The sequence below is a fragment of the Streptomyces sp. V4I8 genome, from assembly GCF_041261225.1.
Lineage (GTDB): Bacteria > Actinomycetota > Actinomycetes > Streptomycetales > Streptomycetaceae > Streptomyces.
The window spans coordinates 9,249,224-9,265,833 of sequence record NZ_JBGCCN010000001.1 but is presented as its reverse complement, the minus strand read 5'-3'; the positions used below and the strand labels follow the sequence as shown (position 1 = coordinate 9,265,833).

Below are 16,610 nucleotides of genomic sequence, written 5' to 3'. Positions count from 1 at the left end.
GCCCGGCTCAAGGACCGGTTGGTCGAAGGGTTCGGTGGGCGAGGCCGCACACTCGACGACCAGGTCCAGGAGGCCAGCCCCTACTTGGGGAGGGTGCTGCCTCACCCGGTTCACAGCGAGGCGGTCTCCGACGCGGTGGTCCACGCGAAGCCGTCCGGGTCGGTGAACGGCTCGGCGTCGCTGCCGATCGTGAGCCGGTGCGACCCGGTGCCGTCGGCAGAGACGCCGGCGACCTTGGCCAGGCCACGGCGCTTGTACAGCGCGAGCTTGACGGGATCGGACCCGGTGGCGAACTCGACGTACTTGCCGCCGAAGCTCTTCGCCACGGTGAGGCCGTGCTCGACGTAGAACTGCTTGCTGGCCTTCACGTCCTCGACGCCGAGCAGGAGCACGAGCTCGTCGAACTGCCGGGTGGCCGGGCCGGTGTCCTTCTTCGACGACGACGCGACCTGCCAGATCGTCCCGTCGGGAGCCTGTACGACGCCTCCATAGCCCCAGAGCGACTTGCCGGCGGGCTTCAGCGTCGCGGCACCGGCCTCGACGGCTGCGTCGATGAGGGCGTTGACGTTGGCCGGCTGGGACACCACGAGCGACAGCGTAAAGCCGCGGAAGCCGGTCGACGGTGTCTCCGACGCCCGCAGGCGTACCTGGCTGCCCAGCTCGAACGCGGTGGTGTAGAAGCGGTCGGCGGCTGCGGGGTCGGCCACCTCAAGAGTGACGGATGCGATGGAAGTCATGGCAAAGACGCTAGCTACGACCACGAGACCGGCGCTTCTCGATTCCTGACCGAAACGCATCGCAGCAGCACGACCGAGCGGCCGAGCCCGGCGACGCGAGTGCCTCACATGGTCAGATCACCATCGCTTCCTTGCGCTCGCGCGGGCCGGCCAGATGCCCGGGTGCAGGACCAGGACCGTGACGTGTGCGTACGGCGCGATCCCGCCGGGATTGCTCCATTCGGTGACCGGGGTCCACCATCGGCAGGTCAGGTCAGGTCAGGTCAGGTCAGCGGGGGCAGCTCCCCGTCGGAGGCGCGGTCACGCTCGGAAGACAGCGACTCCTTGATCGCTCGGAAGAAGGACCGCCGCTCGACCAGCTGGGCGCCCCGCACCTCGGCCAGAGGCTCGGGGCGATACCCGAAGCCGGCCGGGAGTGAGGGCAGACCGAGCGTGGCGAACGCCTCGTCGAGGTGCTGCCGTGGATCACCGGTACCGCGCAGTACCGCGGTGAGGGGTCGGTGGTCCGTCATGCCGTAGGCAGCCGCCAGCGCGGTCGCCCGGTTCTGCGCCTCCTCCTGCGTCGGCATCTCGGCGGGGTCGGCCCACCAGGCGTGAGCGGTCACCAGGCGGCCGTCGCGGTACAGGCTGATCACCTGCGAAGGGGCGCTCGCCGGCATGGCGGTCGCCGACGGCGGGCTCCGCCCCTGCGCCCAGGGCCCTCTCCGGAAGGAAGGTCTGATGCCCAGCGGGCGCCGTAACGCCCGTGCCGGGCGCCCTGCTTAGGGTGTTCACGCCGCTCATCACAGGATTCCGCGCGGACGGCGCGACGATCAGCAAGGTGGAGTTCTACGACGACACCACGCTGCTGGGCACGGACACCAGCGCGCCCTACACGCACTCCGCCTCTGGTTTGACCGTGGGCAGTCATTCCCTGCTGGCGAAGGCGTACGACAGCCTGGGCGCGTCTGCGGAGTCCACCCCGGTCGGCATCACGGTCGCCGCGGACCCCGCCGTGGTGGCCTCGACCACCCAACTCGCCGTCCAGCAGGGCAAGTCGGCGACGTACGACGTGAAACTCTCGACCCAGCCCTCGGCCAACGTGACCGTGACGACCGCTCGGACCGGCGGCAACACGGGGCTGTCCGTGACCGGCGGGGCGTCGCTCACCTTCACCCCGTCGAACTGGAGCACCGCCCAGAAGGTGACCCTCACTGCGGACTCCTCCGGCACGGGGGCGGCGACCTTCGAGTCGACAGCTCCTGGGCACGGCAAGGCAGCGGTGACGGTCACCCAGATCGCGGCGTCCAAGGCCTACGGCGCCCGCTTCCTGGAGCTCTACGGCAAGATCACCAACCCGGCGAACGGCTACTTCTCCCCCGAGGGCATCCCCTACCACTCGGTCGAGACGCTGATCGTCGAGGCGCCGGACCACGGCCACGAGACCACGTCGGAGGCCTACAGCTATCTGCTCTGGCTCCAGGCCATGTACGGGAAGATCACCAGCGACTGGACCAAGTTCAACGGCGCCTGGGAGATCATGGAGAAGTACATGATCCCCACCCACGCCGACCAGCCGACCAACTCGTTCTACACCGCCTCCAAGCCGGCGACCTACGGGCCGGAGGAGGATACGCCGCAGCAGTATCCGACGGCGCTCGACCCGTCCGTGCCCGTCAGTTCGGACCCGCTCGCCGGTGAGCTGAAGTCGGCCTACAACACGGACGACGTCTACGGCATGCACTGGATCCAGGACGTCGACAACACCTACGGTTTCGGCAACACCCCAGGCGGCAAGTGCGAGGCCGGCCCGACGGAGACCGGACCGTCGTACGTGAACACCTTCCAGCGCGGCCCGCAGGAGTCGGTGTGGGAGACGGTGCCGCAGCCGACCTGCGACGCCTCCAAGTACGGCGGGAAGAACGGCTACCTGGACCTGTTCACCGGGGACAAGTCGTACGCCAAGCAGTGCAAGTACACCACCGCCCCGGACGCCGACGCACGCGCGGTGCAGGCCGCGTACTGGGCGGACCTGTGGGCGAAGCAGCAGGGCAAGGGCTCGGCGGTGTCGGGCACGGTCGCCAAGGCGGCCAAGATGGGCGACTACCTGCGCTACGCAATGTACGACAAGTACTTCAAGAAGATCGGCAACTGCGTGGGGCCCTCGTCCTGCCCGGCCGGTACCGGCAAGGACGCCTCTCACTACCTGATGTCCTGGTACTACGCCTGGGGCGGCTCCACCGACACCAGTGGGGGCTGGGCCTGGCGCATCGGATCCAACTTCGCCCACAGCGGCTACCAGAACCCGCTGGCCACATACGCGCTCAGCGCCCACGCCGACCTGAAGCCCAAGTCGTCGACCGGCGCGGCCGACTGGAGCAAGTCGCTCCAGCGGCAGATGGAGTTCTACCGCTGGCTGCGGTCGGACGAGGGCGCGATCGCCGGCGGCTCGACCAACAGCTGGGCGGGCCGCTACGCGACCCCGCCGGCCGGGAAGTCCACGTTCTACGGCATGTACTACGACCAGCAGCCGGTCTACCACGACCCGCCGTCCAACCAGTGGTTCGGCTTCCAGGCGTGGTCCATGGAGCGGGTCGCCGAGTACTACCAGCAGACCGGGAACGCCGCCGCGAAGGCGGTCCTCGACAAGTGGGTCAAGTGGGCGCTGTCCAAGACCACGATCAACCCGGACGGCACCTACCAGATCCCCTCCACTCTCCAGTGGTCGGGCCAGCCCGACACCTGGAACCCGTCAAGTCCCGGCGCCAACAGCGGACTTCACGTCACCGTCGCCGACTACACCAACGACGTCGGCGTGGCGGCCGCGTACGCCAAGACGCTCACGTACTACGGCGCCAAGTCCGGTGACGCGAAGGCGAAGTCCACGGCGAAGGCGCTGCTGGACGGCATGTGGAGCAACTACCAGGACAGCCTCGGTGTCGCTGTTCCGGAGACCCGCAGCGACTACAGCCGGTTCGACGACAGCGTTTACGTGCCGAGCGGCTGGACGGGCAAGACGCCGAACGGCGAGACCATCGACTCGTCCTCGCTCTCCTACAACTATGTGAACGACGCGGCGTACAACGCCTCGTACGACATCTGGCTCGACCCCACGCCCCGCACCGACGGCGTGAACCGGACCGAGATCATGATCTGGCTCAACAAGGTCGGACCGATCCAGCCCATCGGCTCCCCGGTCGGCAACGCCGGCGTGGGCGGGCGCGACTGGCAGGTGTGGTCCGGCAGCAACGGCATGAACGACGTGCTGTCGTTCGTCGCTCCCTCGGCGATCACCAGTTGGTCCTTCGACGTCATGGACTTCGTCCGCCAGACCGTCTCCCGGGGACTCGCGCAGAACAACTGGTACATGACGAGTGTTCAGGCGGGGTTCGAGCCCTGGCAGAACGGTGCGGGCCTCGGCGTGAACTCGTTCTCCTCCACCGTCAACACGGGCTCCTCCGGTGACCCGGGCGGTCCGGGCGGTCCGGGTGACCCCGGCGGTTCCACGGCCTGCAAGGTGGCGTACGGGGCGAACTCCTGGCAGGGCGGCTTCACCGCCGCCGTCACCATCACCAACACCGGTTCCTCCCGCGTCAGCGGCTGGAAGCTCGCGTTCACCCTCCCCTCCGGGCAGCAGATCACCAATGCCTGGAACGCGAACATGTCCGGGTCGTCGGGAGCCGTCACAGCGAGCAACATGGCCCACAACGCGGAGATAGCCGCCGGCGGCCAAGTGACCTTCGGGTTCCAGGGCACCTCAAGCGGCGCCTTCGCCAGGGCCTCGGGCTTCAGCCTGAACGGCACCGCCTGCACCACCGTGTGACACACGCTCACCCTCCGGGGCCCGCCTGGTCCCTCCACACCGACCGGCGGGTCCCCGGAGGCCGCACAGCGCCCCCGGGCTCCACAGTGTTTCACTGTGGGCGGCAGGGTCAGTGCCGGGCGAACTGGACCCCCGTCGACTGCACCGCCTCCGGCCGCAAAGCGATCCCGTTGAGCGTCAGTCGTTCTCCGTAGATGTCGGTGAGCCTGATCGCACCGCCGCACCCGCTACCGTCGGGCGAGAGGAAGTAGTTGTAGTCGGTGCGGGCCAGTTGGCGCCAGCCGCCGCCGGTGCGGACCTCCAGCCGAGCGAGCGGGTTGCGGTGGCCTATCGCCTGAATGCCGCACCAGTAGGGGCTGGAGCCGGTCTTGTAGCGGATCGAGATCGTGCCCGCCGTGTCGGGGCTCAGCAGGCTCCAGGTGATCGCGATCCGGCCCGTCGAGACGGGGGCCAGTTCGGCGAAGGCCTGTTCGCTGAGGTCGAGTTGCCCCGGTGCACAGGGCAGCGGGCATTCGTTGGTGATCCGGACGGTGACGGAGTTGCCGTTCGCCGCGCGGACGAGCACGTAGGCCCCACAGGCCGCGGACGTCTCGTAGTCGGTGGTGTTCATCGCCGCGATCATCATGTCGCCGCTCGGACCGTACGAGCAGGCGCCGTCCCCGACCCCGGCCTTGTAGACGGTGGCGACTCCCTGGTAGGTGCCCTGGGGCCGGATCCGTCCGGCCAGGGATGGCGTGGCAGGAGCCGTCCGCGGAGCAGCCGATGACGGCGACGCCGACGGGGTCGGTGAAGCCTGCGGGGTCGTGGCGCCGGCCGACGGGGTCGGGGAGGAGGGGGACGGAGAGGGTGTGGAGGACTTCTGCCCCGGCGATGTCGGCGGGAGAGTTTCCTCGGAGTTGGCGACGGCCGTGGCCGGGGCCCGCCCGGCATCCTCCTCGCGGTCGGATTGCATCGTCATGACCAGGCAGACGAGAAGACCTGTGACGACCAGCCCCGCGGTGGTGCCCACCATCAGCCGGCGTCTGTGCCTGCGCTGCCGCGCGGCCCGGCGTGTCTCTTGCATGTTCATCCGTTCGGAAGAGCGTGTCGGTGTTGCACTGCTCAGTGGCCACAGGTGGCGAAAAGGTTGCCGCCGATTTTCGATCGGGTCGGGTCCACGGACATGAGCAGCCGGACGTAAGTGCGGGGCACGGTCTCTGTGACGTCAGACGCCGCCGTGCTCCCACCCAAAACCCTCAGGTGGGAGCACGGCCTGCTTCGGGCGCAGGTCACCGCTTCTGTGGAGGCCGCTCAGCCGACCTTGGTCATGTTCCACTGCTGCGGGGCGCCGCCGTTGGGGGTCCACTGGATCATCTGGGTGTTGTCCGCGGCGTTGTTGGCGTTGTCCAGCGCCTTTCCGCTGTGCCGGTTGATGAGCCGGAACGCGCCGTTGCCCAGCGCGGTGACGGCCCACTGCTGCTGACGACTGCCGTTGTCGGTCCGCTGCACCATCACCGCGCTGTCGGCGGTGCTGTTGTTGTCGTCGAGGGCCTTGCCGCTGCGCACGCAGACCAGCTTGTAGTAGCCGTGGCCCAGGTCGGTGACCGTCCACTGCTGCGGCGTGCCACCGTTGGCGGTCCACTGGATGATCGGGGTGCCGTCGCTGCCGGTGTTTCCGTAACTCCCACGGACATCGGATGTATTAACAGACACAGACACGCCCGGCGTCTAGAGCGAAGACAGAGAATTTGAAACGCGCCTGTTCATGACACTGCCGCTGGAAGTCGAGGACGAGAAAACATAGGATCTCTATCGACCGTCTAGTCAGAGGTTGAGACGGGCACGGCGCCCTCGGCTACACGTCCCCCACCACGACGATGTCCAGGGCCCTGGGCCCGTGCACGCCCTCGACACGGTCCAGTTCGATGTCGCTGGTGGCCGAGGGGCCGGAGATCAGCGTCAGCGGGCGGTAGGGATCGAGCACGCGCAGTGCCTCGGGCACATCGGGCGAGATCTGGTCCGCCCGGACCACGCAGATGTGCTGGTCCGGAAGCAGGGTCAGGCCCCGCCGCCCCTGGCCCGGACCGTGGTCGAGGGTCAAGGTGCCGGTGACGGCGATGGCGGTGGCGACGGTGGTGACCACGGCGTCCGCCGCGTCGAGTTGTCCGACGGTCAGCGGCGGGACGTCCGTCAGCGGGGACCAGGGGCCCTCCGGGACCAGGCCCTCGGGAAGCCCGGGCGGCACCACCAGGGACCGTGCCCCGGTGCGGGCCAGCGCGCGACCGACCGCCGCCGCGGCATCGGCCGGCGGAACACGGACCACCGTGGCGCGGTCCTCGGCGGCACGCTCGGCGAACAGCCCGACGACGTCCGGTCCCGCGTGGTCGGCACGGCGACCCCGCGATGGAGGGGCGTCTTCGGGGCGCTCGGAGTCCGGTACGCCGGACAGCGCTCCCTTGATCGCGCTCAGGACGGTCTCGCGGCCGTTCATCGCCATCCCTTCCTCTCCGCCGTCGTACGGCTGTCTTCGCTCGCGGGTGGTCGCGTACGGCGCCACCAGCGCGCAGGGGCTCGCGGGCCGGCTCCGGGGTGTCCCGGGTGCCGGACCAGCGGGCGAACGGACCGGGCAGGGCGCCGATGCGGCCGTCCCGGGCCACCAGCCGGGCTCCCATGGCGGCCATCCGCTGGACGGCGGCCAGTCGCCGCGGTGAGTTCAGGACGGCGCCCGCGGCCTTCATGGCGAGTGCCTCGGCCGTGAGGAGCAGTCGGTCCCGGCGTTTGGCCTCCACGGCCTCGGCGCGCAGATGGACCAGCACCTCGGGAATGTTGATCTTCACCGGGCAGGCGTCGTAACAGGCGCCGCACAGGGTCGAGGCGAAGGGTGGACCACTCCCCCCGCGGCGGTCACTGCTTTCTCCAGGCGCAGGAGATGGTGGTCGAGGTGGCGGAGGGTGTGCCGCTTGATCGTCGCGGCTGTCTCCCGCAGTTCCTCCCAGTCCTCCAGTTCGGCGGCGACCGCCAGCCTCTTGTCGCGGATGGTGCCGGTCGCGCGGCGCAGGTTCACCCGCAGCCGGGTGTCGGCGAGCGCGGTGCGCGCCGCCTCGGGGAAGGCCGGGGTGCCCAGCCATACGACGTTGTCGGCACCGCTCACCGCACGTCCCCTTCCGTGGCGGCCAGGATCTCGGCCAGGTGCAGGTGATGAAGAGGACTATGCGCATGGGGTTTCCTGGGGCGGGGCCGGCCGTGCGGTGACGGGCAGGTCGTAGGTCCGCACGGCCGTGCCGGTGAAGACGTCGTGACGCTCGGCCGGCCCGAGCCCGGCCGTCAACTCGCGTGCAACGGCGATCACTTCGGCGTACGTGGCGGCGAGCCGGCAGACGGGCCAGTCGGAGCCGAACATCAGCCGCTCGGGTCCGAAGGCGTCGAGCACGGTGTCGGCGTACGGCGTGAGGGCCGCGATGGTCCACGAGCCCCAGTCGGCTTCCGTGACCATGCCGGAGAGTTTGCAGACGGTGTTGGGGAGTGCGGCGAGGCGCCGGATCTGCTGCGCCCAGGGGGCGAGTTCACCGGACGCGATGGGCGGTTTGCCGAGGTGGTCGAGGACGAAGGTGAGGCCGGGGAGGCGCTGTGCGGCCTCGACGGCCGCCGCGAGTTGGTGGGGCTTCACCAGGAGGTCGTAGACGAGTCCCGCATCGGCGACGGCGGAAAGGCCGCGCAGTACCTCGGGGCGTACGAGCCAGCGCGGGTCCGGCTCGCCCTGCACCTGATGGCGGAGGCCCACCAGGTGCTCCCCGCCGGGGCCCGCGCGCAGCTCCGCGAGGGTCTCGGCGACGTCGGGGGCGGTCAGGTCGGTCCAGTCGACGATCCCGGCGACCAGGTCGCTGTCAGCGGCCAGAGCAAGGAATTCCGGGGTCTCCTCCGGCACGGTGATCGTCTGTACCAGCACGGTGGCGGTGACACCGGCCGCGCGGGCCTCCGGTGCCACGTCGGCGAGGGTGAAGTCGCGTCGTAGCGGGGCGAGTTCGTCCCCGCTGATCCAGTCCTGGTCGCGGACGGACAGGTCCCACACATGGTGGTGGGCGTCCACGATGCCGGGCACGGTCTCCGCTCCGGTCACAGTTGCCACACCACCGGCAGCGAGGCTTCCGCACCCTGCGCGGAGTAGTCGTGGACGATGTCGAGCAGGTCGGCCATCCGGGCCTGCCAGGCGATGTTGACGGGCAGCTTGTCGAGTTCGGCGATCACCGCCTGGTAGTTTTCGACCTCCAGCACATGGAACAGGTCCGTGCCGCTGCGCCAGATCGTCCACTCCCGCACCCCCGCGGCGCGGATGGCGGCGGTGAGCTCCTCGGGCACCTCGCGGTGCGCGGCCTCGTACTCCTCGATGCGGTCGGCACGGACCTTGGTGTGCAGGGCAACCCTCATGACGGCTCCTTCGACGGCATGGCTTCCCCGGTCGGCGCGGCTTCGCCCACCGGTGTGGCTGCGGGGACGGGGGTGTCCTGGTCCAGCAGGCCCTCGGCGCGCAACTCGTCCCACAGCGCCTCCGGAATCGGGCGCCGCAGCTGCTCCACCGTGTCGCGCACCTCCTCGGGGGTACGCGCGCCGGTCAGGACGCTCGCGACCGCGCGATGGCCGAACGGGAAGCGCAGCGCGGCGGCACGCAGCGGCACGCCATGGCGTTCGCAGACCGCGAGGAGCCGCAGCGCCCGGTCGAGGACCGGCTGCGGAGCGGGTGCGTAGTCGTATGTGGCGCCGGGCCGAGGGGCCGTCAGCAGCCCGGAGTTGAAGACCCCGCCGATGACCACGCTCCGGCCGCGGGCGGCCGCCTCCGGGAGCAGTTCGGTGAGCGAGTCCTGTTCCAGGAGGGTGTAGCGGCCGGCCAGCAGCACCACGTCGATGTCGGTCTCGCGCAGGAACCGGGCGGGCAGGGCGGACTGGTTCATCCCGACGCCGATCGCTCCGATCACGCCTTCGTCGCGCAGCCGCTCCATAGTCGGGTACGCCTCGCGCAACGCCTGGTCGGCGTGGTCGTCGGGGTCGTGCAGCAGGGCCACGTCGACGCGGTCGAGGCCGAGACGTTCCAGGCTGGCCTCCAGGGAGCGCAGCACTCCGTCGGCGCTGAAGTCCCAGACCCGGCGGTGGGTGGCCGAGACGGCGAACCCATGGGCGAGGTCGTCACCGTCGTCGCCCTCCAGGTCCGGCACGAGAAGCCGGCCCACCTTGGTGGAGAGGGTGTAGGTGTCACGGGGGCGGTCGCGCAGCGCGGCGCCGAGCCGCCGTTCCGACAGGCCGAGACCGTAGTGGGGCGCGGTGTCGAAGGTGCGGATGCCGGCGTCCCAGGCCGCCTCCACCGTGGCGTGGGCGGCCTCGTCGGTGACCGGACGGAAGAGGTTGCCGAGGGCGGCGCAGCCAAGCGCCAGTTCCGAGACCTGTACCGTGCTGCCGCCCAGCGTGGTGGTCCTCACGGCCGGTCCACCGGGCGCAGCCGCAGTCCCTGCATGCCGCCGTCCACCGCGAGCGCGGTGCCGGTGACGGACGCAGCTGCCGGACTCGCCAAGTAGACGATGGCGGCGGCGACTTCGTCGGCGGTCACCAGGCGTCCCATCGGCTGGCGGGCGTTGAGGGCGGCGCGCTCGGCCTCTGGGTCGTCGGCCGCGTCCAGCAGCCGGGAGACCCATGGTGTGTCGGCGGTCCCGGGGTTGACGCAGTTGACGCGGACGCCCTCGCGGACGTGGTCGGCGGCCATCGCCAGGGTGAGCGACAGGACGGCGCCCTTGCTGGCGGAGTAGAGGGCGCGCTGTGGCAGTCCCGCGGTGGCCGCGATGGAGCAGGTGTTGACGACGGACGCGTGCGCGGAGCGGCGCAGGTGGGGCAGGGCCGCGCGCGTGGTGCGAACGATGCCGAGGACGTTGACGTCCAGGACTCGGTGCCACTGCTCGTCGGTGTTGTCCTCCACGGTGCCCGCCGCGCCGATGCCCGCGTTGTTCACGAGGATGTCCAGGCCGCCGAGCCGCTCGGCGGCCTGTTCCACGGCGGCACGCACGGAGGTGTCGTCGCCGACGTCGGCCTTGAAACCGAGCAGCGGTTCGCTGACGCCGCCCGGATCGAGGTCGAGCACGGCCACTGCCGCGCCCTGCGCCGCCAGTGCGCGGGCCGTGGCCAGCCCGATGCCGGACGCGCCCCCGGTGACGACGGCTCTGAGTCCTGCCAGACCAGTCATGCCACCTCCTCCTGACCGGCACGGTCGGCCACCCAGAACTTCCCGTCCGGGTAGCGGAACTCGGCGATGGACTCCTCCCGCATGGTGGCGGAGAAACCGGGCGCCAGCGGCGCGCTGTAGTGGCTGTCCCGGATCACCACGGGTGCGATGAAGTGCTGGTGGAGGTGGTCGACGTACTCGATCACGCGGTTCTCGGTCGTACCGGACAGCGCCAGGAAGTCGAACATCGACAGGTGCTGCACCAGCTCGCACAGGCCCACTCCGCCGGCGTGCGGGCACACCGGCACCCCGAACTTCGCGGCGAGCAGCAGGATCGCGAGGTTCTCGTTGACCCCGCCGACCCGGGCCGCGTCGATCTGGAGCACGTCGATGGCGCCGGCCTGGAGGAGCTGCTTGAAGACGATGCGGTTCTGCACGTGTTCGCCGGTGGCGACCTTCACGGGGGCGACGCCCCGGCGGACGGCGGCGTGGCCGAGGATGTCGTCGGGGCTGGTGGGCTCCTCGATCCAGTACGGGTCGAACTCGGCGAGCGCCTTGGTCCACTCGACCGCCTCGTCCACGTTCCAGCGCTGGTTGGCGTCGATGGCGATGCGGATCCCCTCGCCGACGGCGGCGCGGGCGGTGCGCATACGGCGGATGTCGTCGGCGAGGTCGGCGCCGACCTTGAGCTTGATCTGGGTGAAGCCGTCGGTGACCGCCTGTTTGGCCAGCCGGGTGAGCTTGTCGTCGGAGTAGCCGAGCCAGCCCGGAGAGGTGGTGTAGCCGGGGTAACCGCGCTCCAGCAGGACGGCCTCGCGCTCCGCGAGCCCGGGGCGGCCCTCGCGCAGCAGTTGGAGGGCTTCCTCGGGGGTGAGGGCGTCGGCGATGTAGCGGAAGTCGACCTGGGAGACCAGCCACTCGGGGTCGGCGTGGGCGAGCAGCCGCCACAGGGGCTGTCCGGCGCGCTTGGCGGCCAGGTCCCACACGGCGTTGACGACGGCGCCGATGGCCATGTGCATCACGCCCTTCACGTACGACGCCCAGATCACCGTAGGTGCCCCGCAGCCGCTGCCGGACGAGGTGGCGCTCGACGGTGTCGACGAGTTCCTGTCCACCTGCGTCGCAACGACAAGTGCCTGGCCGCACAAGCCCGCTGCAATCGACTTCCACGCCTCAGAGGGCCGCTCCTGGCGCCTCTCGCTTTCCGCCGACGGCGCACGGACCGCCCGCCTCCCCGGGCCCGGCACCATGCCGGACACCGCTACCGGCCAGGACCCGGACGCTGCCGCCGCCTTCTTCTCCGCTCGGGGCACGGCCAGCGAGCTGGTCCTCATCCTGTACGACCGTATCCCGGTCACCTCCCTGAAGCTCGACGGCGACCGACGTGTCTTCGAGCAGCTCAGCGCCTGGGACCCGGATGAGTAGGACGTGACGATGCGCCACCTCGTACGCCCCGGGGCGTGCCTCCCGCCAACGGCTACAACCACGCCGTGGTGGCCTCGGGGCCGCGGGGGGGGGGAGCAGACCGTCACGGCTGCGAAGCGGCTGACCAAGGCGGTGGCTCACAAGCTGATCGGTGCGCCTGCTCGGCACCTGAGGCCGTCCGTTCTCAGCGCCGTCCTCGTCGTCATCGAGTCCGGTCGCGTCAGGGTCGCGCAGCGGCCGCAGGGTGCCGCCCGCCGGCTGGGTGGGGGTGAAGCTGTAGCGGCCCAGGACGTTGACGTTCTTGTGCTTGAGCGGGGACAGCCGGGCCACGTCCTCGTCACGGATCTCATGACCCTCCGCGCGAGTGGACGACGGCGGCGTCGATGTGGCGGGTCGTCCAGAGCACCACGGCGTTCAGGACCAGGCCGAGTGAGCCGAGCTGGTCCTCCATCCCGTCCCGGTACGCCTGGTGGATGGTGCCCTTCTTGCCGTGGCAGATGTCGCGGGCGAGCTTGTGCCGGGACTCCTGGACGGTGAGCTGCGTGTGCATCTGCCGCCGATGGGGGTCGTCCACGGGGTCTACCACCGCCAGGAGGTGGAGGGTCTTGGCAATCCGCCCGTACTCGGCGAACGCCTGCCCCAGCGGGGTGGGGTGGCCCTCACGGCCGAACATCCGCAGCAGATCGTACGCCCTCACCTGGTTGGTGACCAGGGAGCCGGCCACCCGCAGCATGTCCGGCCATGCCGTGAGAACCTTCTACGCCCGGGGCAGCAGGTGGCGACCATGATGGGCGGCATGGGCCGGTCCTTCGACGGCTGACCGGGGATCCAAGGTGACGCACCCCCGGCCACTGAGCAAGCGATCGAAGGGGGCGGCCGACGGCCCCGGCCCGTACAGCCCGCTCCGGACGCGATCAAGGCCGTGGCGGCCGTGGGAATGCGTGCTTGTGCCACGCCCGCCTCATATGCCGGTCCTGGCTTCGCGGGCCGCGAAGGCGGCCGGGGTGAGACCGGTGTGGCCACGGAAGAAGCGGCCGAAGTTCGCGGGATCGGTGAACCCGAGATGGACGGCCACAGCGCGGGCGTCCCAACCGGCGCCTCTCAGCAGGCGCCGGGCTTCGAGCAGCCGCCGCTCGTCGATGACTTCACGCACCCCCTTGCCGGTGGCGTCCCGGGCCGCGCGGCTGAGGGTGCGAACCGAACGGCCGAGCAGCCCGGCATAGTCCGCGGCCCGGTGCAGTTCCCGGAATCGCAGCTCCAGGGCATCCAGGAACCGTGCGTACGCGTCTCGGACACTGGGGGCGTCTACAACCAGCTGCGGACGTGGGCGGCCGACGGCGCCTGGGAGCGCGTGTTCACCGCGTTGATGGCTCAGGCCGATGGCGACGGCCGCTGCCGCCTGCTGGCGGTCGTCCTGACCGGCGGGCAGGCCAACGACGCCCCACCTTCACCGAGGTGATGGCACGTCCGCGTGTGCCCCGTCGACGGGGAAGGCCCCGCACCCGGCCGGATGTGGTCCTGGCGGACAAGGCCTACGCGTCGCGCGCGATCCGCGAGCACCTGCGCAGCCGTCGTATTCGGGAGGTCATCCCGATCCGGGCGGATCAGAACACCTACCGCTTGCGGCGAGGCAGCCGGGGCGGGCGCCCTCCCGGTCGCGGGCATCTTCCTCTGGTCAGCCCGCTGATGCAGGCGAAATGGCCTGGCGGTACGCGTCGCGATACCTGCGCAGCCGGGGAGCGCGTACTGCGGGTAGCCGGACCAGAGTGTCCTCGAAGGCTCGGTGGTGGGGCGTCAGCGGGCGCCAGGGACGCGGCGCCAGGGGGTAGTCGTCCCGCAGGACGCCCTCCGGGAGGACCCCGGTCGCGGGCATCGGCGACGTCTCGCCCGGGTGGGCGAGGTACGCCCAGACCCCGCTGTCCAGCGGCACCACAGCCCCCTCATCGCCCGGCGGACGCCAGGGCGCCCCCGTGAGGGGGTGGCGGGGGACGAGGAGGACGTCAGGACGGGGTCGGGGCAAGTGGATCCCCGGGCCGGACAGCCCCACGGACCGGGCCCCGGGCCCGGCGGGGAGATACCGGCCGACGGCGTGGCCGAGCAACTCCGCGACGGGACCGACGGGGAGGTTGACCGGGCGGTCCTCGGTGACCGCCACGAGATGGGCCAGTGCGACTCCGACCGCCGCCTCCCAGCGACGGCTCCACGACCCGTCGGGTTCGACGGGTGGGACGCGATGCTCAGCGCGTTCCAGATCGTCCCAGTCGGGAGGCGGGCCGGCCGAGAGTCCCGTGGGGCGGCGCACGACCGCGTCGGGCTCAAGCCACACCGTCTGCCACATTCCGCATTCCGCAGTCGTCCATGCGGGTTGCCACAGCCCGCCCGCACCCCTCGCACGCCAGGTTGGGACCGGCCCGGCCATCCACACCCTGGCAGTAGCCTTCGCACTTGTCGGGGATCAGGATCATGGACCGGGAGTCGCCGGGGGCGATGACGATCCTGTTCCGTGCCCCGAAGGAGACGGAGTACACCGGCGCGAACACGCCCTGTCCAGCAGCCGCGTCCGCTCCGACCTCCTTCCACAGCCGCCAGGGCGGTCCGGTGGGCTGAGGGTCGACGGCGTACGTCGCGGGCTCCATCAGCGGAGGGTGGAGTTCCTCCCACCCTCCGTGGTGGGTGTGGACGGGGAGGGCGACCCGGGACACCGGCGCCGTCAGCTCCGTGCCGCACCCGGCACACGCGAACACGTCCAAACAAGCTCCCCCTCGCCCCGGTTCCCCGGGGATTGTGCCTCGCCCGCAGCGGAGAATCCACCGGGATTCGGAACGACTCGTAGGGTGCTTCTTTCGGATCACCGCGCCCCCATCGGCACCTGGTCAGCAAGGGGTGCCGCTCAGGCCCAGGCGGTCACCGGTACGAACGAGCTGTCCTGCAGGAACAGATCCGTCCCGTTCGACCGTTCCACCCGCAGCTCGTAGTTGTAGTGCCGCAGGTAGTACCCGGGGTAGTTGTACGACTCGAAGCGGATCGAACCGCTCGACGTGCCCGTGCGGGCGACGAACGTGGCGTCCTTGGCGAACGTCGAGGTGCCGTCGTTGGTGTCGAAGCGGGCCCGGAAGTCCCAGTGGCGCAGATAGCGGCCGGAGGCGTCGCGGAAGGAGTAGCCGTTCGCGTCGGCGAGGCCGGGCACGACCGTGAACGTCGAGGCCTGCTTCTCGGCGGTCGTGCTGGAGCTGGTGACCACCGGGAGGTTGAGCAGGGAGGACTGCACCTGCCAGTGGCGGGTGGAGTAGTTGGCCGACCGGAAGGAACGGGTGACGTTCTTGGCCAGGGCCGGGCCGCCGGAGACAGTCTCCTTGATGACCGTGAAGTGGCGGGCCGTCCCCGAGACGGCGGGCAGGGCGGCCGGGGCTGACCAGGTGGCGAAGGTGTCGTAGCTGTCGCTGTAGTAGTACGTGCCGTCGCCGTAGCCGTCGAAGAAGAGCCGCCAGCCGCCGTTGTCGAGCTGTACCAGGGCGGGACCCTCGCGGTAGCTGCCCCAGCCCGCCCAGTTGCCCGTGCGGGAGATCGTGTAGGGGCCGGTGAGGTTCGACGCCGTCGCGTACTCGATGTACTTCGTCGTCTCGTTCTTCGTGAAGGCGTGGTAGGTCGAGCCGATCTTCACGATGAAGGTGTCGATGTGGTTCGCGCCGATGCCGGACAGCGCCACCGGTGAACTCCACGCCGTCAGCGCGGAGTTCGTGGCCTTCAGCAGATACGGCGTGAAGATCCACTCGTCGTTGGTGGTCGAGCAGGACACGATGACGTTGACGCTGCCGTCACTGTCGACGAAGAACTCCGGCGCCCAGGCCCGGGAGAGGTTGGCGATCGGGACCGTGTAGTCGTACAGGAAGGTCCAGTTGACCCGGTCGGCGCTGCGGGCGAAGCCGATGGTGGTGCTGGTGTCCTGCCAGGTGTGGGTCGTGTAAGTGATGTAGTAGTAGCCGTTGGTGTGCTTGAAGATGCTGGCGTCGCGGATGCGGTTGCTGGGCGGCGTGTAGGCGGAGGCCTTGGTCAGCCGGAAGTCGGTGGCGTCGTCCGACTGGTAGACGTTCACGGTCCCGTCGTTGCTGTTCAGGAACGGCACGATCGTGTAGCGGGTGGCCGAGCCGCTCGGCGGTGCGGCCGCCAGTGCCGTGCCGAGCAGGCCGGGGGCCTCGCCCAGGATCAGCGCCGAGGCGGGCAGGGCGGCCATCGCGCGCAGCAGGCTGCGGCGGGACGGGGTCTGGGGGCGTCTGATCACGGGCGGCTCTCCCTCAACACTGTTCGACATAACGAACATGGTTCGGAAATTCGATCAGAAGGTAGAGGTGAGGCCCGGGCGCGTCAATGGTTTACGCAGGAGGAAGCGGGGTCTGGGAGAAACCTGTGGTGAACCTGAGAGCCGCACCGGGCGAAACCGTTCCGCAGCCGACCCCTACAGGTTACC

14 protein-coding genes and 6 pseudogenes are annotated in these 16,610 nt (G+C 70.2%); 4 read left to right on the top strand and 16 right to left on the bottom strand.

Annotation, left to right across the window (positions count from 1 at the left end):
• Positions 1 to 110: 110 nt before the first annotated feature.
• Both ABIE67_RS42075 and ABIE67_RS42070 read right to left on the bottom strand, forming a co-directional pair.
• The gene (locus ABIE67_RS42075) at positions 111 to 737 is read right to left on the bottom strand and encodes a glyoxalase (RefSeq protein WP_370266837.1); all 627 of its coding nucleotides are present in this window, start codon (positions 735 to 737) and stop codon (positions 111 to 113) included.
• A 263-nt stretch (positions 738 to 1,000) separates the two neighbouring features.
• Positions 1,001 to 1,372: a hypothetical protein gene (locus ABIE67_RS42070; RefSeq protein WP_370266836.1), complete on the bottom strand. Its 372-nt coding sequence runs from the start codon at positions 1,370 to 1,372 to the stop codon at positions 1,001 to 1,003.
• A 110-nt stretch (positions 1,373 to 1,482) separates the two neighbouring features.
• On the opposite strand from ABIE67_RS42070, the pseudogene ABIE67_RS42065 reads away from it, so the two are divergent.
• Positions 1,483 to 1,641, top strand: a pseudogene (locus ABIE67_RS42065) (Ig-like domain-containing protein); the annotation flags it as partial.
• Positions 1,636 to 4,539 (top strand): glycoside hydrolase family 48 protein, encoded by a 2,904-nt coding sequence (locus ABIE67_RS42060; RefSeq protein WP_370269466.1) that lies wholly within the window; start codon positions 1,636 to 1,638, stop codon positions 4,537 to 4,539. The pseudogene ABIE67_RS42065 and the gene ABIE67_RS42060, both read left to right, overlap by 6 nt.
• 109 nt (positions 4,540 to 4,648) lie before the next feature.
• Here ABIE67_RS42060 and ABIE67_RS42055 read toward each other — a convergent pair whose 3' ends face one another.
• From ABIE67_RS42055 to ABIE67_RS42015, 9 genes and pseudogenes are all read right to left on the bottom strand, one after another.
• Complete coding sequence (locus tag ABIE67_RS42055) at positions 4,649 to 5,602, bottom strand: expansin EXLX1 family cellulose-binding protein (RefSeq protein ID WP_370266835.1); 954 nt, start codon at positions 5,600 to 5,602, stop codon at positions 4,649 to 4,651.
• A gap of 227 nt (positions 5,603 to 5,829) precedes the next feature.
• Positions 5,830 to 6,237, bottom strand: coding sequence for an RICIN domain-containing protein (locus ABIE67_RS42050; RefSeq protein ID WP_370266833.1), 408 nt, complete (start codon positions 6,235 to 6,237; stop codon positions 5,830 to 5,832).
• 136 nt (positions 6,238 to 6,373) lie between these two features.
• On the bottom strand, positions 6,374 to 7,015 hold the full coding sequence (locus tag ABIE67_RS42045; RefSeq protein ID WP_370266832.1) for a lactate utilization protein C: 642 nt from the start codon (positions 7,013 to 7,015) through the stop codon (positions 6,374 to 6,376).
• 336 nt (positions 7,016 to 7,351) lie between these two features.
• Positions 7,352 to 7,669 (bottom strand): hypothetical protein, encoded by a 318-nt coding sequence (locus ABIE67_RS42040; protein WP_370266831.1) that lies wholly within the window; start codon positions 7,667 to 7,669, stop codon positions 7,352 to 7,354.
• Positions 7,670 to 7,726: 57 nt separating this feature from the next.
• Positions 7,727 to 8,635, bottom strand: coding sequence for an amidohydrolase (locus ABIE67_RS42035; protein WP_370266830.1), 909 nt, complete (start codon positions 8,633 to 8,635; stop codon positions 7,727 to 7,729).
• Positions 8,632 to 8,943: an L-rhamnose mutarotase gene (locus ABIE67_RS42030; protein ID WP_370266829.1), complete on the bottom strand. Its 312-nt coding sequence runs from the start codon at positions 8,941 to 8,943 to the stop codon at positions 8,632 to 8,634. Before ABIE67_RS42030 ends, ABIE67_RS42035 begins: the two co-directional genes overlap by 4 nt.
• The gene (locus ABIE67_RS42025) at positions 8,940 to 9,986 is read right to left on the bottom strand and encodes an aldo/keto reductase (protein ID WP_370266828.1); all 1,047 of its coding nucleotides are present in this window, start codon (positions 9,984 to 9,986) and stop codon (positions 8,940 to 8,942) included. The genes ABIE67_RS42030 and ABIE67_RS42025 overlap by 4 nt, the downstream gene beginning before the upstream one ends.
• On the bottom strand, positions 9,983 to 10,741 hold the full coding sequence (locus tag ABIE67_RS42020; RefSeq protein WP_370266827.1) for an SDR family NAD(P)-dependent oxidoreductase: 759 nt from the start codon (positions 10,739 to 10,741) through the stop codon (positions 9,983 to 9,985). Before ABIE67_RS42020 ends, ABIE67_RS42025 begins: the two co-directional genes overlap by 4 nt.
• Positions 10,738 to 11,754, bottom strand: a pseudogene (locus tag ABIE67_RS42015) (enolase C-terminal domain-like protein); the annotation flags it as partial. The pseudogene ABIE67_RS42015 and the gene ABIE67_RS42020, both read right to left, overlap by 4 nt.
• Between ABIE67_RS42015 and ABIE67_RS42010 the strand changes: the two are divergent.
• Positions 11,750 to 12,145: pseudogene (locus tag ABIE67_RS42010) on the top strand (hypothetical protein); the annotation flags it as partial. The pseudogenes ABIE67_RS42015 and ABIE67_RS42010 sit on opposite strands and share 5 nt — an antisense overlap.
• Before the next feature lie 216 nt (positions 12,146 to 12,361).
• Here ABIE67_RS42010 and ABIE67_RS42005 read toward each other — a convergent pair.
• Positions 12,362 to 12,902 (bottom strand): annotated as a pseudogene (locus ABIE67_RS42005) (Tn3 family transposase); the annotation flags it as partial.
• A 204-nt stretch (positions 12,903 to 13,106) separates the two neighbouring features.
• Positions 13,107 to 13,433 (bottom strand): annotated as a pseudogene (locus tag ABIE67_RS42000) (helix-turn-helix domain-containing protein); the annotation flags it as partial.
• 96 nt (positions 13,434 to 13,529) lie between these two features.
• Here ABIE67_RS42000 and ABIE67_RS41995 point away from each other — a divergent pair.
• Positions 13,530 to 13,798 (top strand): annotated as a pseudogene (locus ABIE67_RS41995) (transposase); the annotation flags it as partial.
• Between the two features lie 22 nt (positions 13,799 to 13,820).
• Here the strand turns inward: ABIE67_RS41995 and ABIE67_RS41990 are convergent.
• From ABIE67_RS41990 to ABIE67_RS41980, 3 genes are all read right to left on the bottom strand, one after another.
• A complete protein-coding gene (locus ABIE67_RS41990; RefSeq protein ID WP_370266826.1) occupies positions 13,821 to 14,471 on the bottom strand; it encodes a hypothetical protein in 651 nt (216 codons plus the stop codon).
• Positions 14,461 to 14,895, bottom strand: coding sequence for a hypothetical protein (locus ABIE67_RS41985; RefSeq protein ID WP_370266824.1), 435 nt, complete (start codon positions 14,893 to 14,895; stop codon positions 14,461 to 14,463). The genes ABIE67_RS41990 and ABIE67_RS41985 overlap by 11 nt, the downstream gene beginning before the upstream one ends.
• A gap of 140 nt (positions 14,896 to 15,035) precedes the next feature.
• Positions 15,036 to 16,424: a glycoside hydrolase family 43 protein gene (locus ABIE67_RS41980; protein ID WP_370266822.1), complete on the bottom strand. Its 1,389-nt coding sequence runs from the start codon at positions 16,422 to 16,424 to the stop codon at positions 15,036 to 15,038.
• Positions 16,425 to 16,610 lie beyond the last annotated feature (186 nt).